This is a genomic window from Succinivibrio faecicola, from assembly GCF_019448115.1.
In the GTDB taxonomy this organism is placed as follows: domain Bacteria; phylum Pseudomonadota; class Gammaproteobacteria; order Enterobacterales; family Succinivibrionaceae; genus Succinivibrio; species Succinivibrio faecicola.
In genome coordinates, this window is the sequence record NZ_JAGFNY010000003.1 from 26,720 (window position 1) to 43,137 (window position 16,418).

At 36.1% G+C, this 16,418-nt stretch carries 12 protein-coding genes; 10 read left to right on the forward strand and 2 right to left on the reverse strand.

From position 1 onward, the window contains the following. Positions 1-90 precede the first annotated feature (90 nt). Together J5V48_RS01905 and J5V48_RS01910 are read right to left on the reverse strand one after the other, a co-directional pair. The gene (locus J5V48_RS01905; protein ID WP_219936459.1) at positions 91-1,236 is read right to left on the reverse strand and encodes a metallophosphoesterase; all 1,146 of its coding nucleotides are present in this window, start codon (positions 1,234-1,236) and stop codon (positions 91-93) included. 15 nt (positions 1,237-1,251) lie between these two features. Next, positions 1,252-2,388, reverse strand: a complete 1,137-nt coding sequence (locus J5V48_RS01910; RefSeq protein WP_219936464.1) for an anhydro-N-acetylmuramic acid kinase — start codon at positions 2,386-2,388, stop codon at positions 1,252-1,254. 109 nt (positions 2,389-2,497) lie between these two features. Between J5V48_RS01910 and tyrS the strand changes: the two genes are divergently transcribed. The 10 genes from tyrS to fliJ all read left to right on the forward strand — a co-directional run bounded on the left by tyrS (position 2,498) and on the right by fliJ (position 16,298). Next, positions 2,498-3,685 (forward strand): tyrosine--tRNA ligase, encoded by a 1,188-nt coding sequence (gene tyrS, locus J5V48_RS01915; protein WP_219936467.1) that lies wholly within the window; start codon positions 2,498-2,500, stop codon positions 3,683-3,685. Positions 3,686-3,697: 12 nt separating this feature from the next. Further along, positions 3,698-4,360, forward strand: a complete 663-nt coding sequence (gene rpiA, locus J5V48_RS01920) for a ribose-5-phosphate isomerase RpiA (protein WP_219936471.1) — start codon at positions 3,698-3,700, stop codon at positions 4,358-4,360. A gap of 442 nt (positions 4,361-4,802) precedes the next feature. Next, entirely contained in the window at positions 4,803-7,394 is a 2,592-nt protein-coding gene (locus tag J5V48_RS01925) for an AAA family ATPase (protein ID WP_219936475.1), read from the forward strand. 120 nt (positions 7,395-7,514) lie between these two features. After that, the gene (locus tag J5V48_RS01930; RefSeq protein ID WP_219936479.1) at positions 7,515-9,317 is read left to right on the forward strand and encodes an AAA family ATPase; all 1,803 of its coding nucleotides are present in this window, start codon (positions 7,515-7,517) and stop codon (positions 9,315-9,317) included. A 260-nt stretch (positions 9,318-9,577) separates the two neighbouring features. After that, positions 9,578-9,991: a flagellar hook-basal body complex protein FliE gene (fliE, locus tag J5V48_RS01935; protein ID WP_255557636.1), complete on the forward strand. Its 414-nt coding sequence runs from the start codon at positions 9,578-9,580 to the stop codon at positions 9,989-9,991. A gap of 16 nt (positions 9,992-10,007) precedes the next feature. After that, the gene (fliF, locus tag J5V48_RS01940; protein ID WP_219936481.1) at positions 10,008-11,870 is read left to right on the forward strand and encodes a flagellar basal-body MS-ring/collar protein FliF; all 1,863 of its coding nucleotides are present in this window, start codon (positions 10,008-10,010) and stop codon (positions 11,868-11,870) included. 117 nt (positions 11,871-11,987) lie between these two features. Next, complete coding sequence (fliG, locus tag J5V48_RS01945; RefSeq protein WP_255557669.1) at positions 11,988-12,980, forward strand: flagellar motor switch protein FliG; 993 nt, start codon at positions 11,988-11,990, stop codon at positions 12,978-12,980. Between the two features lie 16 nt (positions 12,981-12,996). After that, positions 12,997-14,379, forward strand: a complete 1,383-nt coding sequence (locus J5V48_RS01950) for a FliH/SctL family protein (protein ID WP_219936483.1) — start codon at positions 12,997-12,999, stop codon at positions 14,377-14,379. Further along, on the forward strand, positions 14,380-15,825 hold the full coding sequence (fliI, locus tag J5V48_RS01955; RefSeq protein WP_219936485.1) for a flagellar protein export ATPase FliI: 1,446 nt from the start codon (positions 14,380-14,382) through the stop codon (positions 15,823-15,825). 17 nt (positions 15,826-15,842) lie between these two features. Further along, positions 15,843-16,298, forward strand: coding sequence for a flagellar export protein FliJ (fliJ, locus tag J5V48_RS01960; RefSeq protein ID WP_219936487.1), 456 nt, complete (start codon positions 15,843-15,845; stop codon positions 16,296-16,298). Positions 16,299-16,418: the final 120 nt, after the last annotated feature.

The window sequence follows — 16,418 nt, forward strand, 5'->3', positions numbered from 1 at the left end:
AACAAAAAATCAAAGTAGAAAATCCCGCAATAGTAGTAGCGGGATTTTTTGTAGATAGTAAAGACTTAACTGGTTCTTGAATAAGACTATCTAGAATGAATTTGTTCTCTTTAATGTGATTTCAATGATCTGAGCTGGTGTTTTAAGACGAAGCGGAATGCCTGCCCATATTCTTGTGCCATTGCTTACAATCATCTTTTCCTTTCCGATAGTATAAAAACCACTTACATATCCGTGATTTGCAGCTGCTACTAAAGATTTAAGTACAGGAAAAAGGCCACCGTGTGTATGTCCTGCTAAGGTTAGATCTGATATTGCTGATAGTTCATCTGCAACCTTTGGCTGATGTGTCAAAAAAATAACAGGAGCATCAGAATCAACATTCTTGATTGCTGTTGGAATGTCTGCTTTTTTATCTGAATATTTGTAGGCTGTAGCATCAGTGATTCCACAGATATTTAAAAGAGGGTAGTCATTGTCAGAAATGGTAACAGACTCATTCTCTAAGAATCTTATACCACCTTTGTTAAAGTATTTAATCCAGCTGTCATATCCTGAGTAAAACTCATGATTTCCAGATACAGCATATACACCGTATTTTGCTTTTAACTTGAATAAAATATCGGTTTTCTTTTTAAGAGAATCTACATCACCGTCTACAAGATCGCCTGTGATAACAATTATCTCAACATTTCTTTTGTTGACCTCTTTTACAATATCCTCAATCTCTTCTTCTGTTGTAGGTGCGCTTATGTGCAGATCGGATAAATGAATTATTCTCATACCATCAGCAAGAGGGGACAGAGTGTCGATATTTACTGTATAACTGCAAAGAGCAGCCGGCTTAAAGCCGTTGTATACACTTACGGTGCCAAGAAGCAATGACACTATTACAGACAAAAGAGCATATCTTAGAGAATGCGGATTTATAATGAATTTTGAGATGTTTCGTCTTAGTGCCTTGTAAAGACCATTGATGCTCATTCTAAAGATAGTCAGCATCAGCACCATAAGACTTGAAAAATACAGGCATGACAGGAACATTGTGGATATTCTTGACAGTTTCGGATCCATTGCATTTCCGCCTGTAAAAATAAACACATATAGCTTGAATGTTCCTACAAGAAGTATGGCAGATATTATTAGCTTTGTTTTAAGTGAACATCTAATCGGTCTTATAAAGAAAATTACAATAATAAGAGCCTGAATCAGTGGGTAGAGTTTAAACAAAGTCATTTTTAATCTTGGATCCTATCTTGTTGCAGGGAACAGGCATCCTAACACAGAATTCTTAGCGCAGGCTGTGGAATCCTTGAGATTTAACGGACGTCTGTGAGTAAACATATATGCAAAATAAGCAAAGGCATGTGCTTCAATAAGTTTAGAGTCAATGCCAAGTGCATCTGCTGTATAGAATTCAACATTATTCTTAGACAGAAGTTCTCTCATTCTATCCATCATAAATCTGTTAAAAGCGCCTCCGCCACAGACAATAAGTCGTGACTCATCCATAGAATATTTATAGATTATCTTTCTTATCTCATTTACGCATGCAATTACGGTAAATTCAGTAAGTGTGGCAACAAGATCTCTTGCGTACTGCTCATTGCTCATGGCAATGAAAAGCTCTTCTTTTATCATATCGGCATTGAATGTTTCTCGACCCGTAGATTTTGGAGCTGGTTTTGAAAGATAAGGATTAGACAGATACTCCTGAAGAAGTGATGGCATTACCTTTGCGTTTTTTGCAATTTCTCCATCCTTATCAAATTTCTTTTTGAAAATAATTCTTAAAACTGTATCAATAAGTGTATTTGCAGGTCCAATATCATATGCGCACAGGACAGTGTGGTTTTCATCATTGTCAATTACACTTACATTTGCAATGCCACCTAGATTTAATACAAATGTCTTTTTGTCAGAGCCAAAAAGTACACTATGAAAAGCCTGAGTCAGTGGAGCTCCGTTTCCACCGTTTGCAATGTCGGCTGCTCTAAAGTTACAGACTGTATCAATGCCGGTATTAGCAGCTATTCTTGCACCGTCATCTAACTGAATTGAAAACATTCTGTCAGGACAGTGCCTTACAGTCTGACCATGAGAGCCTACAGCAACAATGTCAGATGCTTTAAAGCCAGTTTTTTCAAGAAGCTTTAATACAGCCTGGCTCTCATAATCAGCAAGCTTTACTCTTGCCTCACCTGCCTTTTCAATCTCATTGTCAGATGGTGAACAAAGTGAGTGTAAAAGCTCTCTTGTTGATTCATCATAATCAACACTGGTACTGTCTATTATTGTACTTTTTCCGTTTTCATCAAATTTTGCAAGTACTGCATCAATACCGTCGATACTTGTGCCGGACATAAGTCCAATATAAAGCTCATTCATTGTTAAATCTCTTTGATTCTTTTTGCAGTTTAGATTTTTTTCAAAATATATTAAAATATTAAGTTATCAGTTTTTAATTTTAATTCATTTTATTACATAGGTGACAGTAATGTCTGATATTGAGAGCGCATTACGTGAGATTGCTCGTGGCGCAGAGGAAATTATTCCATTAGAAGAGCTTAAAAAGAAGCTTGAGTCTGGTAGAACACTTACAATCAAATTAGGTATGGATCCTACCGCACCTGATATTCATTTAGGCCATACTGTTATCTTAAATAAGCTTCGCACATTCCAGAAACTAGGTCACAAGGTTGTGCTTATTATTGGTGATTTCACTGCTGCAATCGGTGATCCTTCAGGTAAGAATGCAACAAGACCTGAACTGCCACGTGAGCAGATCATTGAGAATGCTAAGACCTATGCTGAGCAGGCTTTTAAGATCCTTGATAAGGAAAAGACTGAAATCAGATACAATTCTGAGTGGTGCGAAAAGCTAGGTGCTGCAGGTACAATTAAACTAGCATCAAAGCTTACTGTGGCACGTATGCTTGAGCGTGATGATTTCTCAAAGCGCTTCTCATCAAAGCAGCCTATCGCTATTCATGAGTTCTTATATCCATTATTCCAGGGCTATGATTCAGTTGCTATCAAGTCAGATGTTGAGCTTGGTGGTACCGATCAGAAGTTTAATCTTCTAATGGGTAGAGAACTTCAAAAAGATGCAAACATGGAACCACAGTGTGTTCTTATGATGCCTCTTCTAGTTGGTCTTGATGGCGTTGTTAAAATGTCAAAATCAAAACACAACTATATTGGTGTAACCGAAGAGCCAAAAGAGATGTTTGGTAAGATCATGTCAATTTCTGACGATCTGATGTGGTCATACTATGATCTGCTTTCTTTCAAGAATGTAGATGAAATTAAGGCATTAAAGGAAAAATGCTTGTCAGGTCAGATGAACCCTCGTGATGCAAAAATTGAACTTGGACGTGAAATTGTTGAGCGTTACCATGGTGAACAAAAAGCAAATGAGGCTGTAGAAGGCTTCAAGTCTCAGTTTGCAAAGGGCGTAATCCCTGATGATATAGCAGAGGTTAGCGTATCATCAAAAACCATTCCAAATCTTTTAAAGGATGCTGGTCTTTGTGAGTCAACTTCTGAGGCTATGCGTATGTTAAAGCAGAGTGCTGTTAAGTGTGACGGTAAGGTTATTACTGACAAGAATGCACCTGTTGAGGCTGGCACTCACGTATGGCAGGTTGGCAAGAGACGTTTTGCAAAAGTAACTGTAGCATAATAGAGGTTTAAAATGACACAGGACGAATTAAAGGTAATGGTTGCTAAGGCAGCTTTGGATTATATTCCAAAGAATGCTGTTTTAGGTGTAGGCTCAGGCTCTACCGTAATGAAATTCATCGAGCAGATCGGTATTAGCAAAGCTAAGGTTGCAAAGGCTGTAAGCTCATCAAACAAAACCACTGAAGCATTAAAGAGTGTTGGTGTTCAGGTTGTTGATCCTAATGAGGTTGAGCCTTATGAGGTTTATATTGACGGCGCTGACGAGGTTGATCCGAATTTCAATATGATCAAAGGTGGCGGCGCATGCCTAACCCGCGAGAAGATCCTAACCTCAATGGCTTCAAAGTTTATCTGTATCGTTGACAAGTCAAAGCTTGTACAGACTTTAGGAAAGTTCCCTCTCCCTGTAGAAATCATTCCTATGGCACGTGAGCAGGTTGCAAGAACTCTAAAGGAGCTTGGTGGAAATCCTGTTCTTCGTGAAGGCTGTATTACTGATAATGGCTGTGAAATTCTTGATGTTCACGGTTTAAATATCACCGATCCTGTTGCACTTGAGCAGAAGATAAATCAGATCCCTGGTGTTGTAACTGTTGGCCTTTTTGCATCAAAGGGAGCAGATATCGTTTTATATGCAACTGAAGATGGCGTTAAGGTTTTAAAGAGAAACTAAAATGTAGTCATATCTGCCTGGTGCAATCATTGTGTCAGGCATCCTTTTCATCATTTTTCTTAACAAAAGATAGATTTTATATCTTTATTCTTTTTTGTTTTCTCTGAATCTTAACAAAACATAGAGAAGACATAATTGTCTTGAAAAATTCTTCATATACTGAATTTGGTATTGAAAAAGTCTTTTATGCATAAATAAATCTGAGACAATATATATAATTACTTATGATCATACGGAGCCGAACCAGATAATCTTCTGAAAAAAATATCAAGTCCTTCTATTTGTCTGTAACGCCTTTTAAGAATTTTGAATTCATTGCATGTTTTGAATAAAAAATGCAATATTTTTGTATCATTTCTCCAAAAAGCTCTAATATAATCTATAAATAGCAAAAAATTGTTTTTATAGTACTCTTACTTCATAAAATAAGACTCGTTGTGAAATGGCTATCTTTATTCCAGGTTTAGAAGATATAAAAAAATTTAGAGTAGCTCCAACTGCAGGAGAATGGTTTTTACTAAATTTTCTAAAACACCTTGATGATTCATATGAAATCTATTTTAATCCTTATTTAAATGAGGATAGACCAGATGTCCTAATAATGCGCAAGGATCATGGTATTCTTATTATAGAAGTTAAAGACTGGAATTTATCTGATTATAAAGTTGTTCAAAAACAATCAAGTCCATTTGAACCATACAATGAACCATACAATCAAGATAAAAAATATAGTTGGTTGCTAATTAAAAATGGTGTTGAAATAAAATCACCTATTGCTCAAGTTAGAAAATATCGTGAAAATTTATTGAATTTTCATATAAAAGGTCTATTACCAGAGTTAATTCTTGAACCTAAAAAATACGCCATTGTGAATACGATGGTTTTCTTCTATGGTTCCAATCGAAATATATTATTTAATTCGAAAAACTTAAATCAATTCACTCAATTTTATGATTTCAATGGTACAAATACAAAAAAAAGTAAATATGTTGCGAATAATTGTATTTTTTCGGAGGAAGATTTAACTGTAGAAAATTTTAAAAATTTACTTTTAAAAAATTATTTGGGAAGTGACATTAAATCAAAATATTTTACTGAAAAAATGTACCTTCGTTTTAGGCAACAATTAGCACCAACCGAACACATGAAAAATCAAGGCAAATCTATAGATTACACTCCTAAACAAATGGAAATAATCTATGATGTAAAGTACCGTAATAATAAAACAGGTGTTATATACAGTCCTAAAGAAAAACCAACACTAAATGCGTATATTAGAGGTACATATGGCTCTGGTAAAACTACTGTTTTAGCAGCAAAAGCAGTAAATACATATTTAAATTTAAAAAAGAAAATTCATGATCCTAGAATTTTGGTAATTTGCTATAACATCGCATTGGTCAATTGGTTAAGGGATAGAATAAACTCTGTTCAAGAAAGATTTTCACATGAGTGTTTTACTATAACTAATTATCACCATTTTATACTAGGCTTCTTTAATAATGCTGGTATAGAAATTTCTCCTCCAGATGATAGTTTAGTACAAATTGAAAAAGATGAATATTGGGAAAAAAATTACTTTGGAAATTATGACTTATTTAATACACTTTTTTCAAAAGAATCACAACACAAAGAACATGAACCTGATTATTTCAAATACGATGCTATTTTCATTGACGAGGTTCAAGATTATCACAAAATTTGGACGCAAATACTGAAAGAATTTTTTCTTCGGGAAAATGGAATATACTTCGTATTTGGTGATGAAAAGCAGAATATCTATGACACTCCGCTAGAAAATAAAATAGTTAAACCATATTTTGGAACAAAAAACGTCTCTTATTTTAGATTGAATGAAAGTAAGAGATCAAATAATGAAATTCAGGATTTTCTCTATGAATACCAAAAGAAATTCCTATCTAATAAATATGATCTAGATTCATCTCTAGAAAAACAAACTGAATTACATTTTTTTGATAAAAATTCATCTAAATCAATTGATTATATTGAAATAAGTAAGCCAAATAAGCTTGAAAAAATAATTAGTTTAATACAACTTATTGAAGATCTTAGTCAAAATAAATTTAATAATATTAATCCTAATGACATTACTATTTTAGGAGCAGAAATCAAATTACTTCGCTTAATTGACGCAATATACAGGTATACAACAGGATGCAAATCAGAAACTGTATTTGAAACCATTGAATTTATGATCCTATTTTGGAAAAAACAACATAATCCGAACTCTAATTTTGTTGAACTTTCAAAAAAAGTAAAAAAAATAATTTACAAATGGATGGAACGGCAGAATTTTTGCAATAAAGAAAATATAAATGCAGTAAAAGAATGCATAGATCGATGGATAGAACAACAACCAAGAAAAATATCTAACAATCGTAGTGTTTTTTTGGAAAATATAGAAGAATTGATACATGGGCTATCTCATATCAATTATGGAAACTTTCAAGAATTAAAAAGCTCTATTCAGATCTGGAGTGAAGACCAACTGAGTGGCTATCAGTTAGTATCTACGCTAGATAAAATATCTGAGGGAGTTCCAAATGCAGATAAAAATAAAGATAAAAAAATCATACAATGTGAACTTTTAACAGCTTTTTATCTGCAAAAACTCTTAAAAGATAATATAGAGCCTGTGTTAGCATTTAAATGCCAGAAATATAGCTTAAATTATGATAATGTTTATAAAGAACTAGATAGTAATATAAAATCAATAAAGAAAATGCTTGAAGTCATTATTGATCCAAACAACAATAATTATGAAGATATACGAAAACAAAAAAAGCTTCATTTTGAAATGAATAAAGGCAGCTTAAAATTAAGCACTATCCATAGTTTCAAGGGGTGGGAGTCTAGAGTTGTTTTTCTGTTATTAGACAAAAAATATGAAAATCAAAATACCTTTGCTGAATTGGTTTATACAGGATTATCAAGAACCAAGGAAAATTTGGTAATAATAAATCTTGGTGATTTTGATTACGGATCAGAATTTAAAGAAATTCTCTCTGATTAACAGAATAATAATTTTAACAATTCTATCAGTTTATCTTTATATTTATTCACATACTATATAGTTGAAACAAGATTTTTTTTAGCTACAATAAAGTAAGTTATAAGCAATATGGATAAAGCTATGGGCGATAAATGCTTTAAACAACTGCCATTTGGAACTGAGAAATTCTCTGTACTTAGAAAAGAGGATTACTATTATATAGATAAATCCTTATACATAAAGAATGTTTTTGAAAACTCAGCTTCCGTTATCCTTTTTACAAGGCCAAGACGGTTTGGTAAAACTCTTTTAATGGATATGTTCTCTTCATTTTTAGCTATAGCTGAAGATGGAAGTGATAACAGAGAATACAAAGAAAAACTCTTTGAAGGTCTTGAGATTTTTAAAGATAAAGAATTTACAGATAAATACCTAGGACAGTTCCCTGTTATTTCTATTTCTCTTAAAAGCGCTTATGGAGAGACTTTTGAACAAGCCTATGATGCATTAGCACGTATCGTAGTAAGGCTATTTTCTGGTTTCGACTTTTTATTAAACAGTAAGAATCTGTCAAAAGATGAGATTGAAAACTATGGAAAATATCTAAATAGAGAATTTCTGTGTGATATAAATTCTATGGGATATGTAAAAGAGGCTTTAGAATTTTTATCAAACTGTCTTTATAAGCACTATAAAAAGAAAGTCATACTTTTAATCGATGAGTATGATGTACCTTTAGCAAAGGCATCAGAGAAAGGTTATCATAATGAGATGGTAACTCTTATAAGCCAGTTCTTTGATTTCATGAAAATCACACCTAATAACAATAGCACAGAATATCCAATTAAAAAGATAGTACTCACAGGCTGTTTAAAGGTAGCAAAAAACAGTATCTTTACAGGTGTAAACAACCTTTATGTGAATACAATTCTGTCAGAAAGTCAATCTTTTGATTCAATGATAGGATTTACAAAAGAAGAGACTGTAAAGATATTAAAGGATTATGAGCTTGAAGAGTATGCAACGCTGGTTAAAGAAAACTATGATGGATACAGATTCAATGAAAAAGAGATGTTCTGTCCATGGGATGTAATTAACTTTATAGCAGAGTCATTAGATAAGATAGGCTCAGGAAAAACAATAATACCAGGAAACTACTGGATAAACTCAACATCAAGCAACGCATTATTATCATATGTTGGATATCTTACAGATAAAGATAATGAGAATATGCAAAAGCTCATGGATGGAGAGTGTATAGAGACCACCATCAATGATTCAATGAATTATGATGATTTAGCTATGCACAAAGCTGAGGATTTCTACACATTATTGCTTTTTACAGGATATCTTACAGTAGATGGCTACAGAACAGAGAATATTTCTGGAGAAGATAAGACAGTCTACTCACTTAAGATCCCAAACAGAGAAATTCGTCAGTGTTTTATAAAGAACATAAAAGAGCACTTTGATACTATAGTAAATCAAGGTGAGAATAAGGCAAAGCTTATAGCAAATGCTCTGTTTGAAGGTGATTTCACAGTTGCAAAAAAGCATATAGATAGTCTTTTAAACAGCTACGTATCAATAAGAGACTTTGCAACAAAGGCAAAACCTGAGAACTTCTATCATGGATTCTTATCAGGAGTATTTACGAACTGTTCTGATTTCATATCTGACTTTAAATCAAACAGTGAATCAGGTGATGGTTATGCTGATTTAATGTTTGTGAATAAAACAGGTGATAAAGCTGTTATTCTAGAGATTAAAGCATCTTCTAAAATCGAATCTGTTATAGAAGATGCAAATCATGCTATAAAACAGATAGAAGATAAAGGATATGCAAAAAGTTATACAACTAATCCTTTTATAAATGAAATTTATGGCATTGGCATCAGTTTCTATAACAAGCAGTGTTATATTTCTTGCAGAAAGATAAAGTAAAATCTGCAAACTTTATTTGGACAATCCTGCTTTTTTGTACAACAAAAATCATTTCCTCTTATGATTGTCCAAATTATTCAATGCAAGCTCTCATTTTTAATCAGTATTCTTCATTAAATCTTGAAAAGCGTTGTCAATAAAGGCAAAATTTACTTAATTAGTAATAGCTTAGAGAATTTTTTTTTCAAACTTGGCACATAACTTGAAAGATATACTTCAGAATTAGATTAAATGTCAGTTTTTTGACTGTTGAGGTTGTTATGAGTATGTCAGTTAATTCTTTAGGTTCAAATATGTCAATGCTAGCTCAGTTGCAGAAGATGCAGCAGCAGATGCATGCTCTTAGCAACGCGGCACGCGGAATTAATACTCCAAATGATGAAGCTGCAAAAGCTCAGTCATCACAGGAGATGGCAAAGACAGTAACTCATGATGAGCATAATGATAATGTCGGTGCCTTTGCAAATATGCTGAAAGATGCATTTGAAAATGTGAATCTGCTGCAGAATGATTCATCTAACAAGCAGACAAAATTTGATTTAGGTGATCGCTCTGTGACTTTATCTGATGTGATGCTAGCTTCTCAAAAAGCAAGTATCTCATTTGAGGCAACCTTACAGATCCGCAATAAGATGCTTGAGGCATATAAGACAGTTTCTCAGATGCAGGTATAACCTTTGAGGATTAAAAATGGCAGATAATGGTTTTCCGGTAACATCATCTTCTTCTCAGGAAAATGAAAATGCATTAGCTCCTGTAGATAGTAATGATAAGCAGTCAGGTTCAAGTGATCTTGTTGTGTCATCTGAGCCAAACGAGCAGTTTTCTCCGGTAGAAACTGACAACTCCTCAGTTGATGAGAAGAGCTCTGGTATCAAGTCTTTCTTTAAAGATGGTGAGATGATTCATCGTCTTATTCTCCTAGGTTTTCTTGTAATATTCATTGCAGGCATTATCTTTGCCGTTTTCTCATTTACAGGTTCATCAAATACTCCTGATACTCAAAGACGTTTAGGCCAGTATTCAAGCCAGGATATCGGTCCTGTTATCGAATTTTTAAAAACCGAAGGCTACAAATACAAATTATCTAACAATACCGTTATTGTTGATGCTAATGAGTATGATTCTATAGTTGAAAAAATGCTTATTCAGGGAATTGCCATTCCAAAAGAGAATACAGATGATGGCGACAAGATCATCATGACTGATTCTGGATTCGGTGTTTCTCAGAGAATGGAAAGTGAAAGAATCAAGCATGGCCGAGAAGTTCAGTTGGCAAGAGCAATTGAAAAAATTGATGGTGTTCAAAGAGCAACCGTTCTTCTTGCAATTCCAAAGGAGAATGTTTTTGCAAGAGAAAAGAGCAGACCTAGTGCTGCTGTAGTTGTTACTCTAAAGCCAAATGCATACTTAACACCTGAAAATGTAAATTCAATCCGTTTTATAGTTTCATCTTCAGTACATAATCTGCTTAGCAAGGATGTTACTGTAACCGATCAGACAGGTCGTCAGCTGTCTGCTGAAGTTCCTAAGGATACAACAGAGAGCAAGCTTCAGCGCGAATTTGAAATGCGTACCATGCGAGAAGCTCAGTACAGAGACAAGCTTGATGCTATTCTTGCTCCAATGCTCGGTATTGGCAATTATTCAGCTGAGGTTGATGTAACTTTAGATACCACTATTCAAGAAGAGACAAGTCAGCTTTATAATCCAGACTCTCAGGCTGTTAGATCTGAAACATTAAAGGAAGCTTCAGGTCAGTCAGAAAAAACTAATCCTTATGGAGTTCCAGGCTCTCTGTCAAATCAGCCTCCTGCTAATGCATCTATTCCTCAGCAGCTCAAGAATGGTACTGCATCTGATTCTCAAAGCTCAGACAACAGAAAAGAGTCTCGTGAGGCTGTAAGAAACTATGAAGTTGATACAACCATGAGACATACTGTAAGACCTACAAATGTTGTATCCCGTCTTACCGTATCTGTTGCTGTTGATTATATAAAGACTCTCAACAAGGATAATAAAATTGAATATGTGCCACGTCCACAGGCAGATCTTGACAAGATTGCTGATCTTGTACGCGGTGGTCTTGGTCTGTCAGAGTCAAGAGGCGATTTTGTCAAGGTGGAGACTGTCTCATTCCCTCATGGTGATATCACACCTGAACTTCCTGTTTACCAGCAGGATTGGTTCATAAGGCTTGTAAAACCTCTTGCAGTTATCCTGATTGTGCTGATTGTTGTAGTCTTCGTAATAAGACCTCTGCTCAACAAGCTTCTGCGTAAGGATGAAACTGATGTACCTGAGGTTGACCAGGATGAGCTTGATTCTCAGTCAGCTCTTGATGGATTTGATGACTTCAATCTCATTGCAAAGAACAAGGAGCTTGCAGATCAGGTTTATACCATCAATACAGAAGGTGGTATCGAGCTTCCAAACTTGCGAAAAGAAGCCGATCTGCTCAAGGCTGTGCGTACTCTTGCATCTAATGAACCACAGCTTACTGCTGAAGTTATTAAAGACTGGCTTGCAGAAGATCTCAAGGAAAAGTCATAGGAGTTACAAATGTCAGATACAGATTTACAGGCACCTATTGCAAAGTCGCCTACAATTAATGGCAATAGCAATGCTGTCCTTGAGTTTACTGAAGACGAGAAGACTGCACTTGAAAGTATGTCCGGAATGGACAAGTGCGTGCTCCTGATGCTTTCTCTCTCTGAGGAGGATGCTGCACAGATTTTCAAGAATCTTGAGCCAAAACAGGTTCAGAAACTTGGTATCAGAATGTCAGAGATGACAAACTTTACTCAAGATCAGGTAAATGCTGTACATAAGTCCTTCTTAAAGGATGTTACAAGTCATTCAAATCTTGGTCTTGGAAATTCAGATTTCGTTCGTCATGCTCTTACTGCTGCATTGGGTACAGAAAAGGCAAACAACCTTATCGAGCAGATTTCTTTGGGTACCGGTTCTCGTGGTCTTGATTCATTAAAGTGGATGGATGCCCGACAGGTTGCTACTATTATTCAGCATGAGCATCCTCAGATTCAGACTATCGTTTTATCATATCTTGAGCCAGAGCAGTCAGCTGAAATTCTCTCTCAGTTCCCTGAAAATGTAAGACTTGATCTTATTATGAGAATTGCAACCTTAGAAGAGGTTCAGCCTGCAGCATTGCAAGAACTTAATGAAATTATGGAAAAACAGTTTGCCGGTACCGCAGGTTCACAGTCTGCAAAGATTGGTGGTCTAAAGAGTGCTGCCGATATTATGAACTACTTAGATAGCTCAACTGAGACTCAGCTGATGAATGCTATTCAGTCTCAGGATAAGGAAATCGGTAATCAGATCCAGGATCTTATGTTCGTATTCGACAACCTCAATGGTGTTGATGACCGTTCAATCCAGACTCTGTTGCGTGATGTTCCATCAGACGTGTTGCAGAAGGCTTTAAAGGGCGCAGACGATGGACTCAAGGAGAAGTTCTTCAAGAATATGTCTTCTCGTGCAGCTGCATCCTTACGTGAAGATCTTGCATCTATGGGACCTACCAAGCTCTCAGATGTTGAGGCTGCTCAGAAGGAAATTCTTACTATTGCAAGAAAACTTGCAGATTCTGGCGCTATCATGCTAAGCCGTGGTGGTGGAAGCTCAGACTTCATCTAGTGACTGAAGGAATACTATGGACGATTTTTTTTCACAGGAACAAGTTGATGATTCCGTTGTTAATGCTGAGGATAACCAGAAGCTTAAAAAGAGCCGTCTTGATATTAGATATCATCGAACTGTTTCTACTGTTACATCAGCTGAGATGGCCAAAGATTACAAGGTTAAGGTCTGGCCGACTCTTGATGAGAATGATGCTGAAGGTCCTATAAATGCACTTGGTGTAAGAATTGAAGATTATCAGTCCCGAAAAAAAGCTCAGATAAAAGAATTTGAACAGTTTCAGTCAAAAAAAAGACAGGAGCTTTTCTTGGAAATCAGCAACATGGCTGATGAGGAAATGGAGCTTATTGAGGCTGAAAGACAAAAGCCAGCCTTTACTGTTGAAGAGCTAGAACAGATTAGAAACGAAGCTTTTGAGGAAGGTAAAAATCAGGGCCTTGAAGAAGGTAGAGCAAAAGGTCATGAGGAAGGTTTTCAGTCTGGATATAATGATGGAATTGAAAAAGGTGTAGCTGAAGGTTTAGAAAAAGGCTACCAGGATGGTTTTCGTCAGGGCCAGGAAGATGGCTTTTCAAAAGGCCACTCTGAAGGTTTAGAGTCAGGTCAGAGCGTCGTGCTTGAACAGGTAGAGCGTTTTAGATATCTTGCTGACTCTCTTGCAAATCCACTTCGTGAGCTTGATAGAGATGTAACAGATGAAATCTGCTATATCATTTCCCGTCTTGCAAAGGTGATTATAAGAAAGGAAATTAATAATAATGAGCCTTTCTTACGTAATACACTGGATAAAGCTCTTTCAATACTTCCAAATTCAAAGAAAGGTGCATCTATCTATTTAAACCCTGAAGATGCAGCTCTTGTTAGAAGTGCTCTTGGCAGTGAGTATATAAATGAACAGCAATGGGAGCTTAATGACGATGAGTCACTTGAGATTGGTGATATTAGAGTCTGCAATAGTGCATCAACTGTTGAGTGGCGAGTTAATGACCGAATTGATTCTCTTTTAGATGAATTCTTAAGCAGTGTCTATCCAAATGTAAACTCAGCTTTAAAAGAATCAATCGAGGGATGTCCTGAGTATGATGAGATCCCAAAAAAGAAGATTGCAAAAAGAACCTTAACTGACATAAAAGATTCAATTGAACATAGTGTAAATCCAGAAGATCATCAACAGATGCAGGATGCTGAAAGTGAAGGTGGCGAAATTTCAGATGAGTCTGTATCTGAAAATGAAGTATCTGATGCTCCTCAAGAAGATGCACAGCAGGTTTTGATGGATGAGCCACAAAACAGAGAGCTTAGCGCAATTGAAGAGCTTGAAAGTCAGGTATCAGAGCCTATGTCTGATGAGGATGCTGCTTCAATTCTATCTAAAAGCGCAACCGGGGAGATATAAATGAGTAATCTTCTCTCCAGACTGCAGTCAATAAATCTTGTGGAGAGTGAAAAGCCTCCTGTTATCTCTGGTCATCTTACAAGAGTAGTCGGTCTTACTCTTGAGGCTGTCGGTATCAAGGTGCCTTTAGGTCAGAGATGTCGTATTGATACTAATAATGGTCCCATGATTGCCGAGGTCGTTGGCTTTTCAGGTGAGACAACATTCCTTATGCCTACCTCTGATATCATTGAGGTTCAAAATGGCGATCCTGTAATTCCTGTTGCAAATACTGATTCTTATCCATACGGACTTCATCTGTTAGGACGTGTGCTAGACGGTATGGGTAATCCTATCGATGATAAGGGACCATTAGTAAGTACAACTGCAACAAAGTGGCATCCTAAAAAGTTAAATCCAATGGGACGTCGTCCTATCAAAGAGCCATTAGATGTTGGTGTAAAGGCAATCAATTCCTTACTTACCATAGGTCAGGGACAGCGTATTGGTCTTTTTGCAGGTTCAGGTGTAGGTAAGTCAGTACTTTTAGGTATGATGACACGTGGTACTACAGCTGATATCGTTGTTGTGGGCCTTATTGGTGAGCGTGGCCGTGAGGTTGTAGAGTTTATCGATGATATTCTCGGAGAAGAGGGAAGAAAGCGCTCTGTTGTTGTAGCAGCTCCTGCCGATGCTTCACCTCTGATGAGACTTAAAGGCTGTGAGACCACAATTCAGATTGCAGAGTATTTTCGTGATCAGGGCTATAACGTTCTTTTAATGATAGACTCATTAACCCGTTATGCCATGGCTCAGCGTGAGATTGCACTAGCTGTAGGTGAACCTCCTGCAACTAAAGGTTATCCGCCATCTGTATTTGCAAAGCTTCCTGCTTTGGTTGAAAGAGCTGGTAACGGTGGTAAAGATCAGGGATCAATTACTGCCTTCTTCACTGTTTTAGTTGAAGGTGACGATCTGCAGGATCCTATTGCAGATTCAGCAAGAGCTATTCTTGACGGTCATATTGTTCTATCCCGTGAACTTGCTGACTCCGGTCACTTCCCTGCAATCGATGTTGAAAAATCTGTAAGCCGTGTAATGCCGGCTGTTGTAACTCCTGAGCATATGGTAATGGCAAGAACAATACGACAGTGTCTTGCTCAGTATACCCAGTCAAGAGAGCTTATTCAGGTTGGTGCTTATCAGCATGGATCAGATCCAAGAGTTGATCAGGCAATCATGATTAAGCCTTATATTGATGATTTTACTGTTCAGGAAATGAAACAGATTGTTCCTTACAAAGAATCAATTGATGGTCTAAAACAGTTGTCTATGATCCTAATCAATGACGCACAGGCAAAGATTGATGCTATGAATGCAGGTAACAGTAAACCTGCTGTAACCGTTAAGAAGAATCCTTCCGTATCATTTAAACAGACTCCAAAAAATCAGCTGCCACAAGGCTAAGAAGAGGATAGAGCAAGATGAGTTCTGATAAATCCTTACTTTTAGTTCTCGATCTTAGAAAAAAGGCTGAAGAAGAAGCCCTTAGAATGTGGTCTGATGCCAGAAAGGCTGTTCAGTCTTTTAAAGATCAGTTGGCACAGCTAGAACAGTTTGCAAAAATATATGAAGTTGAAATGCAGTCAAAATCTAAAAATGGTCTTGATATGACTATGTATCAGTCATATGTTCAGTTTTTAGATAAACTTGAAAAAATTAAAGTGCGACAGGAAAACGGCTTAAAACAACTTGAACTGCAGGAGCAAAGAGCTCAGCAGTTTTATCTTGAAAAGCAAAAAGAGCGTAAAATCATTGAATCCCTCCTTGAAAAACATAAGATCCAAAGACGCATTAAAGAAGCTAAAGCAGAGCAGAAACTTGCTGACGATCTTGTGTCATCTAAGCATGCACGTTTGGTGATGAATAAGAACAACTAATGATTATTATCATTATCTAAGATCGCATAATTGCTAAAAAATTATGAAGAATTGAGTAAAATGTGTAGAGTAATTATACATATGTGTAATATAATGTCTAAAAGTTTTTAGCAATCTCTA

Bases quoted from the DNA above. Each gene is read 5' to 3' on its own strand.
- J5V48_RS01910 (WP_219936464.1), bottom strand. From the start codon at position 2,388: ATGAATGAGCTTTATATTGGACTTATGTCCGGCACAAGTATCGACGGT.
- fliE (WP_255557636.1), top strand. From the start codon at position 9,578: ATGAGTATGTCAGTTAATTCTTTAGGTTCAAATATGTCAATGCTAGCT.
- fliG (WP_255557669.1), top strand. From the start codon at position 11,988: ATGTCCGGAATGGACAAGTGCGTGCTCCTGATGCTTTCTCTCTCTGAG.
- fliF (WP_219936481.1), top strand. From the start codon at position 10,008: ATGGCAGATAATGGTTTTCCGGTAACATCATCTTCTTCTCAGGAAAAT.
- J5V48_RS01950 (WP_219936483.1), top strand. From the start codon at position 12,997: ATGGACGATTTTTTTTCACAGGAACAAGTTGATGATTCCGTTGTTAAT.
- fliJ (WP_219936487.1), top strand. From the start codon at position 15,843: ATGAGTTCTGATAAATCCTTACTTTTAGTTCTCGATCTTAGAAAAAAG.
- J5V48_RS01925 (WP_219936475.1), top strand. From the start codon at position 4,803: ATGGCTATCTTTATTCCAGGTTTAGAAGATATAAAAAAATTTAGAGTA.
- J5V48_RS01930 (WP_219936479.1), top strand. From the start codon at position 7,515: ATGGGCGATAAATGCTTTAAACAACTGCCATTTGGAACTGAGAAATTC.
- fliI (WP_219936485.1), top strand. From the start codon at position 14,380: ATGAGTAATCTTCTCTCCAGACTGCAGTCAATAAATCTTGTGGAGAGT.
- J5V48_RS01905 (WP_219936459.1), bottom strand. From the start codon at position 1,236: ATGACTTTGTTTAAACTCTACCCACTGATTCAGGCTCTTATTATTGTA.
- rpiA (WP_219936471.1), top strand. From the start codon at position 3,698: ATGACACAGGACGAATTAAAGGTAATGGTTGCTAAGGCAGCTTTGGAT.
- tyrS (WP_219936467.1), top strand. From the start codon at position 2,498: ATGTCTGATATTGAGAGCGCATTACGTGAGATTGCTCGTGGCGCAGAG.